This is a genomic window from Streptomyces lincolnensis, assembly GCF_021173675.1.
In the GTDB taxonomy this organism is placed as follows: domain Bacteria; phylum Actinomycetota; class Actinomycetes; order Streptomycetales; family Streptomycetaceae; genus Streptomyces; species Streptomyces lincolnensis_B.
This window is the reverse complement of the sequence record NZ_JAIHON010000004.1, coordinates 567,632-581,506: the sequence shown is the minus strand read 5'-3', so window position 1 is coordinate 581,506 and position 13,875 is coordinate 567,632. Positions and strand designations below refer to the sequence as shown.

Sequence of the window (13,875 nt, the reverse complement as noted above, 5' to 3'; positions counted from 1 at the left end):
GCGCGCGGGAACGATCAACCAAACGTAAGGGCACCCCCCATCACCCACTTGGTGCAGCATTTTTCAGCCTCCACTGCCGATGCAGCCGATCTACGTATGTCCGAGCGTTCTCGCGGACTTTCGCAGGTGGTGGGTCCGCGTCCATGCGCGCACCCTCTTCAGTGAGCATGTCGACCAGAAGGCGCCCCGCGGGCGTCAGATGATCCGCTTCGGTGATCGCCGGGAGTGCCGCTCTCACCTGCTCCCGGTGGCGCGCGTGCCGGTCCCATGCGAACTCCCGCTGGAGGGGCGGCATCGCCCTGGCGAGAGCGCATCGCTGGAAGAAGTCCGAAAGTGCGAGGTGGCTGTACACCCCATGCAGGAGAGCTTCGTACGGCCTTCTCGGCCCGGGACGCCAAGGAGCGAAGAACCGTTCCTCCGGCCCCGCGTGATGCAACACCACCATCTCGCTCAATGCCGCCAGTTTGGCGTGCTGTATCTCGTGCACCAAAGTCGCGGCGAAGGCGACCGGATTGGGCGGAAAACTGCTGAGAACGGCGCCGAAGGCCTCCCTCCGGGTCCCACTGCAACTCCCGGTGCTGCGCGTCTGTGCGGTCAAGACGTCGGGCGTGGCCAACGGCACCACACACCGCAGAACAGCCACGGCCTCCGCCACCCGATGCCCACCCCCGAGCCGCAGCAGTGCCGCAGTCCCCGCCCAGGAACGCAGCCATCCGGCCCACGCCGCTCGATCGACGTGCGCGGGACCACTCGGGTCCTGCTGACGGGCCTGAGGCCCGGCGACACGGTAGGGATCGGCGTCGTCGAGCGGGACGGCCGATGCGCCCGGCACCAGACCGGGCAAGGCGTACGCCGGGGTCCACGCGGCCGTGTCGGACCGCACGGTCGTGCCATCCGCGTTCAGACGGACCGAGGTGTCTGCCGCCGCCGCGCCCGGCTGCCGAAACGTCACCCGCTCCCCCCGAAGGGCGACATCGACTGGCACCTCCCCCGCATCAGCCGTCCGCAGCACCCCCAGCGAGGGAATGACCAGAACGCCGTCACGCGCCACGAGCCGCACCGCGAACGGCACCCGCGCCCGGACAGCCGCCGCCACCGCGAGCGCGCTGAAATGGGCGAGATCACGCTCAAGCAGCCGCACGCACCCCTCCCCCTCCCCGGACGCGTCGTCGCCGCCGTCACCTTCCTCCGCCCCACCCCCCAGCAAACGCAGGCAGTTCCGAGCCCACGGCCCGACCAGCGGGTAGAGGAGCCGGTCCAGAGCAGCCGAAGCCCTGAGACCCGCCCCCGGCCATGCCCCCGCACCGGCGCTCCCTCCCGACCGGTCCGCGGCTTCCAGCAGGGCCCAGTCCTCCCGCAGACGGGCACGCACGGGCCTCGGACAGACACGCGCATCGGCAGCCTCGACGGCATCCAGCACGGCTCGCAGCAGGAGCAGCCGACGCGTGTGCTGATCGCGGACGAGCAGGGCGAGCGTGTCGGGACTGCCTGCCGTACGCCCCAGTTCACGCAACGAAGCCTCGGGAAGGACCGCCGATATCACCGGGAGTCTCCTCGGGGGAAGGGAGTTCCGACGGGTACGGCGGCAGCCCTTGCGGTGTCCGCCGCCTCGGAAAGTCTCCCGGCAACGTGCCGGATGAACTTCTGCAGATCAGAGCAGTAGACCGAGGGATTGGCGAAGCCGTGCCCGGCCCGGTAGCGGTGGGCGTAGTGACCGCCGCCGCACACCGACACCAGCGGACATGCCCGGCACCGCGCCCCCAGAGCGGCGGCTCCGGCCTGCCGTGCGGCGACGCCGGGGTGGTGCAACGCGTCATCGAAGCTGTGCCGAAAGACATCGAGGCCGGTCCGGGAAGCACCGGCGGCAACGGACTTGAGGGAATCGACCTGCTCGATGGATCCGTCCGTCTCGACCACGACGGCGTCGAAGGGTGCGAGCCCGAGGGACTCCGTGCCCGAGGGCAGCCCCAGCAGCAGCGCGATGCACTCCTCGAACAACCGCACTCTGGTCTCTTTCCGCGCTCCGGTCTCTTGTCGCGATCCTTGCCACCACCGGTCGAAAACCGCACAGATCCAGTCACCGTAGAGGGCGGTTCCCCCACCCGTGAGCGTCGCAGCCACATGCGGCGGCGGGGCGGACCAGTTCCCGTGGGGCAGCAGCAGATCCAGGGCGGGTGGGTGCAGTTCGAGGAGCGACTCGTACAACTCGACGGGGTCGGTCGTCGGATCCACGACCGTGAGGATGCCGGCGTACGACTCCGGAAACCGGTCGGCCAGCAGCCTCGCGCCGCGTGCCGCGGCGGGCCAGGACGGACGCCCTGCGTGATCGACTCGCTGTGCGTTGTGGCCGGCGCGTCCACCGTCGAGGCTGATGCCCACGCGTATGCCCTGACGGGCGAGGACGGCGATGCGGCGCTCGGTCAGCAAGGTGGCGTTGGTCTGGACGGTCGGGTGCACGACACACGAGTCGGGAACTCGGCGCCGTACATCCGCCGCGAACCGCGCGAGCGTGTGCGCTCCGGCGATCAGGGGCTCTCCGCCATGCATGACCAGTGAGGCCGATCGCAGGCGGTGTGTCGCCACGTGTTCGGCGATACGACCGGCAGTGCGCTCCAGGGTTACGGGTGACGCGGCGGCGGGGCGATCCTGCCAGGTGCGATCCGGACCGGCATATAAGTAGCAATAGCGACACGAGAGGTTACATTGTCCGTACATCTTTACAATGAACTGGCGAAAGGGAGTGGGGCTCGGCACTGGCGTCGACGATCCAGCGATCACCGCGTCGGACACCTGAGCACCCCCCTGTGCACGGCCGTCCAAGGCGCCCTTCCCTGCATTCTCCGCGCCACAAACGCGCGCGTCGGAAGGTGTCCTGTTAGACCGACGGAACGGCCGGAACCATCCGCCCCCGACGGGAGAAAGCATCAGAACGAGTTGTTGAAACCCCACAGCATTTCGGTCGGCTCGACCGCCCGGTCCCTCAGCTCCTCCAGCACCTCGGCGAGAACCGGATGCTGAATGGTCCGCAGGTCCGCGAGGTTCAGCGCCAGGAGATCGGGAAGTACGGCGGGACCGGAAGGCGGCTGCTCGCTGTCGGGCAGATCATCCAATTCGCCCATCCACCGTCTCCCTCCCCGTATCCCCCACGCACCCCCGTTCCCGTGCCGGGCGCGTCACCATCTCGTAGGACATACCCAGTGAGCGGCCCGCCTGCGCACGCCTCCTCAGGACAGCGCCGACTCGCGCGTCCGGCCGCGTCGGGCGCTTCTATCCTTGTCTCAGAACCAATCCTTCCTCCGACCTTCGTTCAAAACCTATGGAGCACCGTCCATGTACTTCACCGACCGAGGCATCGAAGAGCTGGAGAAGCGGCGCGGCGAGGAGGAGGTCACCTTCGAGTGGCTCGCCGAGCAGCTGCGGACCTTCGTCGATCTGAATCCGGACTTCGAGGTGCCCGTGGAGCGGCTGGCGACGTGGCTGGCGCGGCTGGACGACGACGAGGATGACGAGTAGATCCTCGTAGGAGGCCTGCGGAGCGGGACACCCTTGCGGGGTCCCGCTCTTCGTGTACGTCCCTCACACGCGTGTACCGCGTACGACGCACCCCCTGCGCACTCCTTCCACGCCCCGTCAGTCGCGCGGGACGGCCAGGCCGTACGCCAGTCCCAGCGCGCCGTGGGCCACCAGCAGCGCCCCGGCCGTGATCCAGCCGCCGCTGTGCCGTCGTACGCCCCAGGCGGCGAGGGGGAGGCCGACGGTGACCTGGGCGAGGGCCAGGGCGCGGGATCCGGGGCTGCCGGTGCGAGGGAGCCAAGGGCCCAGGGGGCTGTCCTCGACGACGTCCAGTCCCGCGCGCACGATGTCGCGCCGGCCGCCCGGTTCGATCGGGAGGGCGTCCGGCCGGACGCGGGCGAGCTCCCTGAGGCGGCCGGCGGGCTCACCGGGCGCGAGGCCGGCCGGGAGGGCGACTCCCACGCGTGTGAGGACGGCGAGCAGGCCTCGTAGACGGGCGCGGGCGTCGGCGTCCGGGTCCGGTCTCGTCAGCCGCTCCAGGGACTGGAGGTCGAGGACCGGGTCGAGGCCGAGACGGGCGGCGAAGGTGCCCATGGCCTCGTCCTCGCCGGCCGGGGTGCCGTTGGCGAGCCAGACGTAGCCTACGGGGCGGCGGAAGCCGGAGGCGAGGGTGTAGCCGGCGCGGTCGGCGTCCCACCACAGGGCCAGGACGGGCCAGGGGGCAGCGACGGCGAGCGCGGTGGCCCAGCCGGTGAGCACCCGGTCGACGGGCTCCTCACCGTGCAGCCACGGCCTGCCCTCGGGGACGAGAACGCTCCACTCCCCGCCCGACGGTGCGAGCACCATGCGCTCGCGCAGCAACTGGGCGGCGGGGGCGACGGAGCCCGGCTCCGACCGGCAGAGCAGCAGGGCACCGGGCGCGGGGCCGACAGGACCGGGACGGAAGGCTCGCGAGGGCATGATCACACATTAGGGCGATTAGTCCCTTTTGGTCACATCAAAAAGAGTGTCTTGACTTTCCGTGTCCGCGATATATCGTGAATTACACGAAGACGCGATATGGCGCGTTGCGACGGGGAGGTCTGCACCATGCCCGAGTGGTCCGTCACGGAGCCCACGAAGCTCACGTTCGACGATCCCGTCACGACCCTTCACGTACGCATCGTCAGTGGAACGGTGAACGTGGTGGGCACGGACGAAGGTTCCGCACGCCTGGAGGTCTCCGAGATCGAGGGGCCACCCCTGGTGGTGACCCAGGAGGGCGGCACGCTCACGGTGGCGTACGAGGACCTGCCCTGGAAGGGCTTCCTCAAGTGGCTCGACCGCAAGGGCTGGCGCCGGAGCGCGGTAGTCTCCCTCGCCGTACCGGCCGAGACCCGCGTCGAGGTGGGTGTGGTCGACGCGGGAGCCGTCGTCTCCGGTCTGCGCGGGCAGTCGGTCGTCAAGGGCGTCACCGGCGACACGACCCTCGTGGGGCTCTCCGGGCCGGTGCGCGCCGACACGGTCTCCGGGAATCTGGAGGCCCAGGCCGTCACCGGGGACCTCCGCTTCAACTCCGTCTCCGGCGACCTGACGGTCGTCGAGGGCTCCGGCCCGTCGGTGCGGGCGGACTCGGTGAGCGGCTCCATGATCGTCGACCTGGATCCGGACGGGCCCACGGACATCAGGCTGACCAGTGTCTCGGGCGAGATCGCCATCCGGCTGCCCCAGCCCGCCGACGCCGAGGTCGAGGCCAACACCGCGAGCGGCACCATCTCCAACGCCTTCGACGGCCTGCGCGTGCACGGCCAGTGGGGCGCCCACAAGGTCACCGGCCGTCTCGGCGCGGGCACCGGCAAGCTGCGCGCGACCACCATCTCCGGCTCCATCGCCCTCCTGGGCCGCCCGCCCCGGGAGGACGAGGAGGAGCCATGGGACGCACCGCCGCAGCCGCAGGACACCGTGCCGTCCACCGACGACCCGGCGCACGGAGCACAGAACACCTCGGGGGACAATTCCGTTTCCGGCCAGGACGACGGCTCGACCGACGCCCCGGCCGACGGCACGACCGACAAGAAGGTGCTCTGACATGTCCCCCGTCTTCGCCCACGGCCGCCTCCGCCTCTACCTGCTGAAGCTGCTGGACGAGGCCCCGCGCCACGGCTACGAGGTGATCCGCCTCCTGGAGGAACGCTTCCAGGGGCTGTACGCGCCCTCCGCGGGCACGGTCTACCCCCGCCTGGCCAAGCTGGAGGCCGAGGGCCTGGTCACCCACACCACCGAGGGCGGCCGCAAGGTGTACGCCATCACGGACGCCGGCCGCGCCGAACTGGCCGACCGCAGCGGCGAACTGGCCGACCTGGAGCTGGAGATCCGCGAGTCGGTCGCGGAACTCGCCGCGGAGATCCGGGCCGATGTGCGCGGCGCGGCGGGCGACCTGCGACGCGAGATGCGGGCAGCGGCCTCCGAGGCCCGCCAGGGCACCGGTTCCAGGCCCTCCGGCGAACCGGGCGGTGCGTTCGGGGACTTCACCGACCACACCGACAAGGAAGCCTGGCGTGCCGCCAAGGAGGAGATGCGCCGCGTCAAGCAGGAGTGGAAGGAGCAGGCCAGGCGGGCCAAGGACGAGAGCCGCCGGGCCCGCGAGGAGGCCCAGCGCGCCCGCCGCCAGGCCAAGGAGGCCCAGGACCGGGCCAGGGAACAGGCCCAGGAGGAGGTGCAGCGCATCGCCCGCCGGGTCCAGGAGCAGGTGCAGGACCACTTCGCCCGGGGCGACTGGCCCACCGGCGTACGGGAGGGCCTGACCGAACTGGCCAAGGAGTTCGGCGAGTTCGGAAAGGACTACGGCAAGGAGTTCGGAAAGGACTTCGGCTTCGGCCGGGGAACCGCCACCCCCGCGGACACGACAACCGACACACCGCAGCCCCCGGAGCACTCACCGCAGTACTCGCACACCCCGGAGGACTTCCCCGCCGAGTACGAACCGGCATGGGCCCACGAGGACTCCACCGGCGACCCGGCCCGCGACCTGGACCGCCTCCTCGACCGCTTCCGCGACGACATCCGCGACGCGGCCCGGGACCACGGCGTCACGGCCGACCAACTCCGCGACACCCGCCGCCACCTCTCGACAGCGGCAGCGCACATCGGAGCGATACTGCGCACCCCGAAGCCTTGACCACCAGGCGGTGAGGCCGAGCAACCGACACCGCACCGCCACCACTCACCCCACGCCCTCCCCCTCTCCTCCCCCTCTCCTCCCTCCAGGACCCTCAGCCCGCCTTGGCCTGCCCTCCCCCGAACAACACCCGCACCACCGCCTCATAAGTGACGCCATGATCGGCGAGCACCTCGGCGGGGACACCGGGCCGGGCGGCCAGGGCCAGCAGGATGTGCTCGTCACCGACGTGACCGTCACGCCGGGACACGGCGATGCGCAGCGCCCTCTCCAGCACGTCCTTGGCATCCCGTCCGAAGGAACGGCGCCCCGACCACCACCCCTTGTCCTTGCGGTCCCCGGACATCGCTCCGACGCCGTGCACCTCCTCGACCCGGGCGACGATCTCCGAGACGTCGATCCCCAGCCCCGCCAGGGCGTCGGCCTCGGCCTGGGACAGCCCCGCCCGCCGCCGCGCCTCCCCGATCGCGCCCCGTAGCGCGTCCTTCCGCTCGGCAAGCCCGAGCGCGGCGAAGGCGAACGAGGCGCGACTGCCCTGCCGGTCGAGCAGAGAGAGCAGCACATGCTCCGCCTCCACCGTCCGCACACCCGCCCCCTCCGCGTGCTCGACAGCTCCCCGCACCACGTCCCGGGCGTCCTTCGTGAACCGTTCGAACATCAATGCCTCCCGTACTTCTTGTGCACGGCCTGCCTGCTCACACCGAGTTCCGCGGCGATCTCCTGCCACGACCACCCCTGGTTGCGCGCACCGCGCACCTGCACCGCCTCCAACTGCTCCAGCAGCCTGCGCAGCGCGGCGACGGCCCGCAGTCCGACCCGGGGATCGCGATCACCCGCCCGCTCGGCGAGATCCGTTGCTTCGGTCATGATGTCAACCTACGTTGACATACCCCACCCGTCAACCACGATTGACAAGACTCCCCACCAAACACCAACGGCCGGCCCCTTCCAGGACCGGCCGCCGTACACCAAAAACACTCTCACTCATTGCTGAGCACAATCTTGCCGAACTGATCACCGGACGCCAGGCGTTCAAAGCCCTCCCGGGCCCGATCCAACGGCAGCACCTCATCGATGACGGGCCGCACACCGGCAGCAGCACAGAAGGCCAGCAGATCCTCCAGCTCGTCCTTGGTCCCCATGGTCGACCCCACGACCTTGAGCTCCAGGAAGAAGATCCGCGTCAACTCGGCGTGCGAGGGCCGGTCCCCACTCGTGGCACCGGAGATCACGAGCGTGCCGCCCGGCTTCAGCGACTTGACCGAGTGCGACCACGTGGCGGCACCCACGGTCTCGATCACCGCGTCCACCCGCTGCGGCAGCCGAGCCCCGGACTCCAACGCCTCCACGGCCCCCAACTCCACGGCCCGCTTCCGCTTGGCCTCGTCCCGGCTGGTCGCGAACACCCGCAGCCCGGCGGCCTTCCCCAGCACGATGGCCGCGGTGGCGACCCCGCCCCCCGCACCCTGGACGAGCACGGAGTCCCCGGGCCGCACCCCCGCGTTGGTGAACAGCATCCGATACGCCGTCAGCCACGCCGTGGGCAGACAGGCGGCCTCCGCGAACGACAACTCCCTGGGCTTCGGCAACACGTTCCACGTAGGCACGGCCACCTGCTCGGCGAACGTCCCCTGATAACGCTCCGTCAAGATCGAACGCGGCTCCTTCGGCCCCACCCCGTGCCCGCTCTGCCCGATCACCGAGTGCAGAACGACCTCGTTGCCGTCCTCGTCCACACCGGCGGCATCACAACCGAGGATCATCGGCAGCTTGTCCTCCGCGAGGCCCACACCCCGCAGGGACCACAGATCGTGATGGTTCAGCGAAGCGGCCCTCACCTGGACAACACTCCATCCGGGCCGCACCTCGGGAGCCGGCCGCTCCCCCAACTCCAAACCGGAAAGCGGCTGGTCACGGTCGATTCGAGCAGCATAGGCAGCGAACATGCGGACGACGATAGGCGGCACCCCCGCCCCACGGAACCAGGCGGCACTGTGACACACGCCCTCTTGCGATGCGCTCCGCGGGGTGCGGTGTGAGGTCGTGGAGCGGCTGCGGGTGGGTGGGGGCTGGTCGCGCAGTTCCCCGCGCCCCTGAGGTGAGAGTGGTTGCCGTGCGCCTATGGGGGTGCCGCGGAAGGTCGTAGAGCGGCTGCAGGCCCATTGTGGCTGGTCGCGCAGTTCCCCGCGCCCCTAGGCAAGCACCGGTCGCCCGGCGATCGGAAGTAGCCGCCCACGGCGGCAAGGGGACGGGGCGGGGGGTGTCCGCCCGCAGCGGCCGGCGTCCGACACGCAGTACAGCCAAAAGCCACAGCACCGCCGGACCGAGGACGGACACCCCCCGACCCGGCCCCGACCCACAACGCACCCGTAGGCGCTACGCACGCCCCCACCGAAGCCGCACAGCGCGCCGCAGGCATCGCACACCGCGACCACCCGAACAGCCGCACCCGAAGGTAAAGAAAACGGCCCCGCCCACCCAGGACGGGGCCACCACAACGAACCTCAGCGCCGAGCGACACCCTCGGCCCGAGCCGCCGCCGCCACGGCCGCGGTCACCGCAGGAGCCACCCGCTCGTCGAACGGCGAGGGAATGACGTAATCGGCGGCGAGATCATCACCCACCACGGACGCCAACGCCTCCGCGGCCGCGAGCTTCATCCCCTCGGTGATCCGAGAGGCCCGCACCTGAAGCGCCCCCGCGAAGATCCCCGGGAACGCCAGCACGTTGTTGATCTGGTTAGGGAAGTCCGACCGCCCGGTGGCGACGACCGCCGCGTACTTGTGCGCCACATCCGGATGCACCTCCGGATTCGGATTGGCCATGGCGAAAACAAACGCCCCCTCAGCCATGGACGCAACAGCCGGCTCCGGCACCGTACCGCCGGACACCCCGATGAAGACATCGGCGCCTTCCAGCGCGGCCTCCAGCGACCCACTGATCCCGGCCTTGTTCGTGAACCCGGCCAGCTCCCGCTTGACGGACGTCAGATCGTCCCGGTCCCCCGACACGACCCCCTTGCGGTCGGCGACGGCCACGTCCCCGATCCCCGCGTCGACAAGGATCCGCGCGATCGCGACACCGGCCGCACCGGCACCGGAGATCACCGCCCGCAACGACCCGAGCGACCGCCCGCTCAGCCTCGCAGCGTTCCGCAACGCCGCCAGCGTCACGACAGCCGTCCCGTGCTGGTCGTCATGGAAGATCGGAATGTCCAGCCGCTCCTGCAGCCGCCGCTCGATCTCGAAGCACCGAGGCGCCGAGATGTCCTCGAGGTTCACGCCACCGAACGACGGCGCGAGCCGCACCACGGTCTCGACGATCTCGTCGACGTCGGTGCAGTCGAGCGCGATCGGCACGGCGTCGACGCCACCGAACTGCTTGAACAGAATCGCCTTGCCCTCCATCACGGGGAGGGAGGCCTCGGGCCCGATGTCACCGAGCCCCAGCACGGCCGTACCGTCCGTCACGACGGCCACGACCGACGACTTCCACGTGTAGTCGTGGACGAGGTCCGGCTGCTCGGCGATGGCGCTGCACACCTTCGCCACGCCGGGCGTGTAAGCCAGGGACAGGTCGTCCTTGTCACGGACCGGCACGGTGGCCTGCACAGCCATTTTGCCGCCGCGGTGCAGCGCGAACGCGGGGTCGAAGGGATCGAGGGGTTCCACCCCTCCGTCCTGGCCCATATCGCTGTCCCTGTCGCTGCGAGGATTGACGATCTCCGCTGCCACTTTAGTTCTACCCCTTAGGTCTTCATGGTTTGAGGGTGGCCACTCCTGGTTGAGAAGTGGGCGGGCACCGCGTACGGCCCTGATCGTTCGATGCGTACGGATACGTACGGACCGGCACGCGACGGGCGCGCCGCACACGCGCCCTGAGCCCCGGATGAGGGGTGTAAAGAACCTTCTTACCGGACGGACACCACCGACGACGAGTCCCATAGGCGCAAGGTCACATGGCGGACCGCAAATCGATCATCGATCACCGCACGGCGATGACATGAATCACGGGACGTAATCCGGACAACCCCTCGAAAGCCCTCAGCCACGCACCCGCACCGCACCCACACCGCGGCCGCACCCCACCCACACACCGCCCACACCCCAAGCCGCACCGAAGATCTTCCGGCCGGAAGGACAGATTCCCGCAGATGGTGCGGTCGGGATGTACCGACCTGATGCGGTTCGGGGGTCACCCGTTATCCGATTTTGACATGGTCGGCACCTCGAACGCCTCCGTCCGAATGGCAGGATGCCGTCATCACACGAGGTCGCGACACTCGAAGACGTGTGCTCTCGTCGACCCAGAAGCCAAGTCGGCCGCCGAACCCATCGGTAGCCGGCGGCCACCGAACCCATCGGTGACCGTCCGCCCCATCGGCAACTCCACCCATCCGCCGGAGGAACCCACCATGACCGCAAGCTCCACCCGTCGTTCGACCGCCACGCACAACCGCCTGGCAGCGGTCGGTGCGATCGCGGTCGCAGGCGCCCTGCTGCTCACCGGCTGCGGTGACCAGACCAAGGACAAGGGCAAGGACTCGGGCAACGCGTCCACGAGCTCGGCGCCGCTGGCCGACAAGCTGCCGCAGGCGATCCGCGACAAGGGCGTCGTCAAGGTCGGCTCCGACATCGCCTACGCGCCGGTCGAGTTCAAGGACAGCTCCGGCAAGACGGTCGGTATCGACCCCGACCTGGCCGCCGCCATGGGCAAGCAGCTCGGTGTGAAGTTCGAGTTCCAGAACGCCACGTTCGACACCCTGATCGGTGGTCTGGCGTCCAAGCGCTACGACATCGCCATGTCGGCCATGACGGACACCAAGGACCGTCAGGAGGGCGTGGACTCCGACACCGGCAAGAAGGTCGGTGCGGGCGTCGACTTCGTCGACTACTTCACCGCGGGTGTCTCCCTCTACACGAACAAGGGCGACGACCAGGGCATCAAGACCTGGGACGACCTGTGCGGGAAGACCATGGCCGTGCAGCGCAACACCTTCTCCCACGACCTCGCCAAGGAGCAGGCGGCGAAGTGCAAGAAGGACGGCAAGGGGGCCCTCAAGATCGAGGACTTCGCGACCAACCCCGAGGCCGAGACCCGGATGCGCTCCAAGGGCGCGAACGTCGTCTCCGCGGACTTCCCGATCGCCGCGTACTCCGTGAAGAACGCCGGCGGCGGCAAGTACTTCGAGATCGTCGGCGACCAGGTCGAGGCCGGCCCGTACGGCATCGCCGTCGCCAAGGACAACACCCAGCTGCGTGACGCGCTCCAGGCCGCCGTCCAGGCGGTCATCGACAGCGGCGAGTACAAGCAGATCGTCGAGAAGTGGGGTGTCGCGGACGGCGCGATCACCGAGGCCAAGATCAACGGCGGTTCCTGAACCGGCCCCGTTCGACTCGGCTCTGAAAGGCTCCACACGTGACTGTTGACGTCCACAAGTCGGACGGTTCGGGCGCGAAGCCCCCCGCCGGGCCGGAGGCCATCAAGGCCATCCCGGTCCGGCACCCGGGGCGGTACGTGTCCGCGGTCGTCGCCCTCGCCCTGCTGGGCTCGGTCGTCTACGCCTTCGCCCAAGGCAAGATCAACTGGGGTGCGATCCCCGAGTACTTCTTCGACAGCCGCATTCTCGACGGTGTCTGGAACACGCTGCTGCTCACCGTGCTGTCGATGGTGATCGGCATCGCCGGGGGCATCCTGCTCGCGGTGATGCGCCTGTCGAAGAACCCGGTGACCTCGTCCATCGCGTGGTTCTACATCTGGTTCTTCCGCGGTACGCCGGTCCTGGTCCAGCTCTTCGTCTGGTTCAACCTGGGCCTGGTCTTCGAGTACATCAACCTGGGCCCGATCTACAAGGACTACTGGTCGTCCTTCATGACGCCGCTGCTGACGGCGCTGCTCGGCCTGGGCCTCAACGAGGCCGCGTACATGGCGGAGATCTGCCGTGCCGGTCTGCTCTCGGTCGACGAGGGCCAGACGGAGGCCTCGCACGCGCTGGGCATGAGCCACGTGAAGACACTGCGCCGGATCGTCATCCCGCAGGCGATGCGCGTGATCGTGCCGCCCACGGGCAACGAGGTCATCAACATGCTGAAGACCACCTCGCTGGTCTCGGCGGTGCAGTTCGCCGACCTCTTCAAGCAGGCCCAGGACATCGGCCAGAACGCGGGCTCGACGGTCGAGATGTACTTCCTCGCCGCCGCCTGGTACCTGATCATGACCTCGATCCTGAGCGTGGGGCAGTACTACATCGAGCGGTACTACGCGCGTGGCTCCAGCCGCACGCTGCCGCCGACGCCGATGCAGCGCCTCAGGGCCGCCGTTCTTCCCACGCGCCGTCCCAAGGGAGTCACGGCATGACGCAGCCCTCCCCCGCCATGGTCAAGTCCGAGGGCGTCCACAAGTCCTTCGGCCCCGTCGAGGTCCTCAAGGGCATCGACCTGGAGGTGAAGACCGGCGAGGTGTTCTGCCTCATCGGCCCCTCCGGCTCCGGCAAGTCGACCTTCCTGCGGTGCATCAACCACCTGGAGAAGATCAACGCCGGTCGGCTGTACGTCGACGGCGAGCTGGTCGGCTACCGCCAGAAGGGCGACAAGCTGTACGAGCTGAAGGACAGTGAGGTCGCGCTGAAGCGCCGGGACATCGGCATGGTCTTCCAGCGCTTCAACCTGTTCCCGCACATGACGGCCGTGGAGAACGTCATGGAGGCCCCGGTCCAGGTCAAGGGCATCGGCAGGACCCAGGCCCGGGAGCGCGCCCGGGAGCTGCTGGACCGCGTGGGCCTGGCCGACAAGGCCGGCAGCTACCCCTCGCAGCTCTCCGGCGGCCAGCAGCAGCGCGTGGCGATCGCCCGCGCCCTCGCCATGGACCCGAAGCTGATGCTGTTCGACGAGCCGACCTCGGCCCTGGACCCGGAGCTGGTCGGTGACGTCCTGGACGTCATGCGCGACCTCGCCGAGTCCGGCATGACGATGGTCGTCGTCACCCACGAGATGGGCTTCGCCCGCGAGGTGGGCGACAGCCTGGTCTTCATGGACGGCGGCGTGGTCGTCGAGTCCGGCGACCCGCGCGAGGTCCTGACGAACCCGCAGCACGAGCGGACGCAGGCGTTCCTGTCGAAGGTGCTCTGACACGACGTACGACAACGCCACGTAGGACAACGCGGCTCATGCCGAAGGGGCGGTACGGGGATCCCCGTACCGCCCCTT

General features: G+C 69.3%; 14 protein-coding genes. 6 read left to right on the top strand and 8 right to left on the bottom strand.

Features of this window, described 5'->3' with window-relative positions:
• Positions 1 to 40 precede the first annotated feature (40 nt).
• The 3 genes from K4B79_RS48255 to fxsA form a co-directional block, all read right to left on the bottom strand.
• Positions 41 to 1,543: an aKG-HExxH-type peptide beta-hydroxylase gene (locus K4B79_RS48255; protein ID WP_232026764.1), complete on the bottom strand. Its 1,503-nt coding sequence runs from the start codon at positions 1,541 to 1,543 to the stop codon at positions 41 to 43.
• Entirely contained in the window at positions 1,540 to 2,715 is a 1,176-nt protein-coding gene (locus tag K4B79_RS13510; protein ID WP_232026937.1) for an FxsB family cyclophane-forming radical SAM/SPASM peptide maturase, read from the bottom strand. The genes K4B79_RS48255 and K4B79_RS13510 overlap by 4 nt, the downstream gene beginning before the upstream one ends.
• 209 nt (positions 2,716 to 2,924) lie before the next feature.
• Positions 2,925 to 3,119, bottom strand: coding sequence for an FxSxx-COOH cyclophane-containing RiPP peptide (gene fxsA / locus K4B79_RS13505; RefSeq protein ID WP_232026763.1), 195 nt, complete (start codon positions 3,117 to 3,119; stop codon positions 2,925 to 2,927).
• 211 nt (positions 3,120 to 3,330) lie between these two features.
• Between fxsA and K4B79_RS13500 the strand changes: the two genes are divergently transcribed.
• Complete coding sequence (locus K4B79_RS13500) at positions 3,331 to 3,513, top strand: DUF6104 family protein (protein WP_019058231.1); 183 nt, start codon at positions 3,331 to 3,333, stop codon at positions 3,511 to 3,513.
• A 117-nt stretch (positions 3,514 to 3,630) separates the two neighbouring features.
• On the opposite strand, the gene K4B79_RS13495 is transcribed toward K4B79_RS13500, so the two are convergent.
• Complete coding sequence (locus K4B79_RS13495; RefSeq protein ID WP_232026762.1) at positions 3,631 to 4,473, bottom strand: hypothetical protein; 843 nt, start codon at positions 4,471 to 4,473, stop codon at positions 3,631 to 3,633.
• A gap of 129 nt (positions 4,474 to 4,602) precedes the next feature.
• Here K4B79_RS13495 and K4B79_RS13490 point away from each other — a divergent pair, with 129 nt between their 5' ends.
• Both K4B79_RS13490 and K4B79_RS13485 read left to right on the top strand, forming a co-directional pair.
• On the top strand, positions 4,603 to 5,580 hold the full coding sequence (locus K4B79_RS13490; RefSeq protein ID WP_232026761.1) for a DUF4097 family beta strand repeat-containing protein: 978 nt from the start codon (positions 4,603 to 4,605) through the stop codon (positions 5,578 to 5,580).
• A gap of 1 nt (position 5,581) precedes the next feature.
• Positions 5,582 to 6,670, top strand: a complete 1,089-nt coding sequence (locus K4B79_RS13485; protein ID WP_232026760.1) for a helix-turn-helix transcriptional regulator — start codon at positions 5,582 to 5,584, stop codon at positions 6,668 to 6,670.
• A gap of 94 nt (positions 6,671 to 6,764) precedes the next feature.
• On the opposite strand, the gene K4B79_RS13480 is transcribed toward K4B79_RS13485, so the two are convergent.
• The 4 genes from K4B79_RS13480 to K4B79_RS13465 all read right to left on the bottom strand — a co-directional run bounded on the left by K4B79_RS13480 (position 6,765) and on the right by K4B79_RS13465 (position 10,404).
• The gene (locus tag K4B79_RS13480; RefSeq protein WP_232026759.1) at positions 6,765 to 7,328 is read right to left on the bottom strand and encodes a Clp protease N-terminal domain-containing protein; all 564 of its coding nucleotides are present in this window, start codon (positions 7,326 to 7,328) and stop codon (positions 6,765 to 6,767) included.
• Entirely contained in the window at positions 7,328 to 7,537 is a 210-nt protein-coding gene (locus K4B79_RS13475) for a helix-turn-helix domain-containing protein (protein ID WP_232026758.1), read from the bottom strand. Before K4B79_RS13475 ends, K4B79_RS13480 begins: the two co-directional genes overlap by 1 nt.
• A 113-nt stretch (positions 7,538 to 7,650) precedes the next feature.
• Positions 7,651 to 8,616, bottom strand: coding sequence for a zinc-binding dehydrogenase (locus K4B79_RS13470; RefSeq protein WP_232026757.1), 966 nt, complete (start codon positions 8,614 to 8,616; stop codon positions 7,651 to 7,653).
• 558 nt (positions 8,617 to 9,174) lie between these two features.
• Positions 9,175 to 10,404, bottom strand: a complete 1,230-nt coding sequence (locus tag K4B79_RS13465) for an NAD(P)-dependent malic enzyme (protein WP_232026756.1) — start codon at positions 10,402 to 10,404, stop codon at positions 9,175 to 9,177.
• Between the two features lie 680 nt (positions 10,405 to 11,084).
• Here K4B79_RS13465 and K4B79_RS13460 point away from each other — a divergent pair.
• The 3 genes from K4B79_RS13460 to K4B79_RS13450 are packed head-to-tail and all read left to right on the top strand — an operon-like array spanning position 11,085 to position 13,797.
• A complete protein-coding gene (locus K4B79_RS13460; protein ID WP_232026755.1) occupies positions 11,085 to 12,050 on the top strand; it encodes an ABC transporter substrate-binding protein in 966 nt (321 codons plus the stop codon).
• A 38-nt stretch (positions 12,051 to 12,088) separates the two neighbouring features.
• Complete coding sequence (locus tag K4B79_RS13455) at positions 12,089 to 13,027, top strand: amino acid ABC transporter permease (protein WP_232026754.1); 939 nt, start codon at positions 12,089 to 12,091, stop codon at positions 13,025 to 13,027.
• 17 nt (positions 13,028 to 13,044) lie between these two features.
• On the top strand, positions 13,045 to 13,797 hold the full coding sequence (locus K4B79_RS13450) for an amino acid ABC transporter ATP-binding protein (RefSeq protein ID WP_232026936.1): 753 nt from the start codon (positions 13,045 to 13,047) through the stop codon (positions 13,795 to 13,797).
• The last annotated feature ends 78 nt before the right edge of the window (positions 13,798 to 13,875 follow it).

What these genes read in the sequence shown, in the direction of transcription:
- K4B79_RS13510 (WP_232026937.1), bottom strand. Translation starts at nt 2,715, where the DNA reads ATGTACGGACAATGTAACCTCTCGTGTCGCTATTGCTACTTATATGCC.
- fxsA (WP_232026763.1), bottom strand. Translation starts at nt 3,119, where the DNA reads ATGGGCGAATTGGATGATCTGCCCGACAGCGAGCAGCCGCCTTCCGGT.
- K4B79_RS13500 (WP_019058231.1), top strand. Translation starts at nt 3,331, where the DNA reads ATGTACTTCACCGACCGAGGCATCGAAGAGCTGGAGAAGCGGCGCGGC.
- K4B79_RS13495 (WP_232026762.1), bottom strand. Translation starts at nt 4,473, where the DNA reads ATGCCCTCGCGAGCCTTCCGTCCCGGTCCTGTCGGCCCCGCGCCCGGT.
- K4B79_RS13490 (WP_232026761.1), top strand. Translation starts at nt 4,603, where the DNA reads ATGCCCGAGTGGTCCGTCACGGAGCCCACGAAGCTCACGTTCGACGAT.
- K4B79_RS13485 (WP_232026760.1), top strand. Translation starts at nt 5,582, where the DNA reads ATGTCCCCCGTCTTCGCCCACGGCCGCCTCCGCCTCTACCTGCTGAAG.
- K4B79_RS13480 (WP_232026759.1), bottom strand. Translation starts at nt 7,328, where the DNA reads ATGTTCGAACGGTTCACGAAGGACGCCCGGGACGTGGTGCGGGGAGCT.
- K4B79_RS13475 (WP_232026758.1), bottom strand. Translation starts at nt 7,537, where the DNA reads ATGACCGAAGCAACGGATCTCGCCGAGCGGGCGGGTGATCGCGATCCC.
- K4B79_RS13470 (WP_232026757.1), bottom strand. Translation starts at nt 8,616, where the DNA reads ATGTTCGCTGCCTATGCTGCTCGAATCGACCGTGACCAGCCGCTTTCC.
- K4B79_RS13460 (WP_232026755.1), top strand. Translation starts at nt 11,085, where the DNA reads ATGACCGCAAGCTCCACCCGTCGTTCGACCGCCACGCACAACCGCCTG.
- K4B79_RS13450 (WP_232026936.1), top strand. Translation starts at nt 13,045, where the DNA reads ATGGTCAAGTCCGAGGGCGTCCACAAGTCCTTCGGCCCCGTCGAGGTC.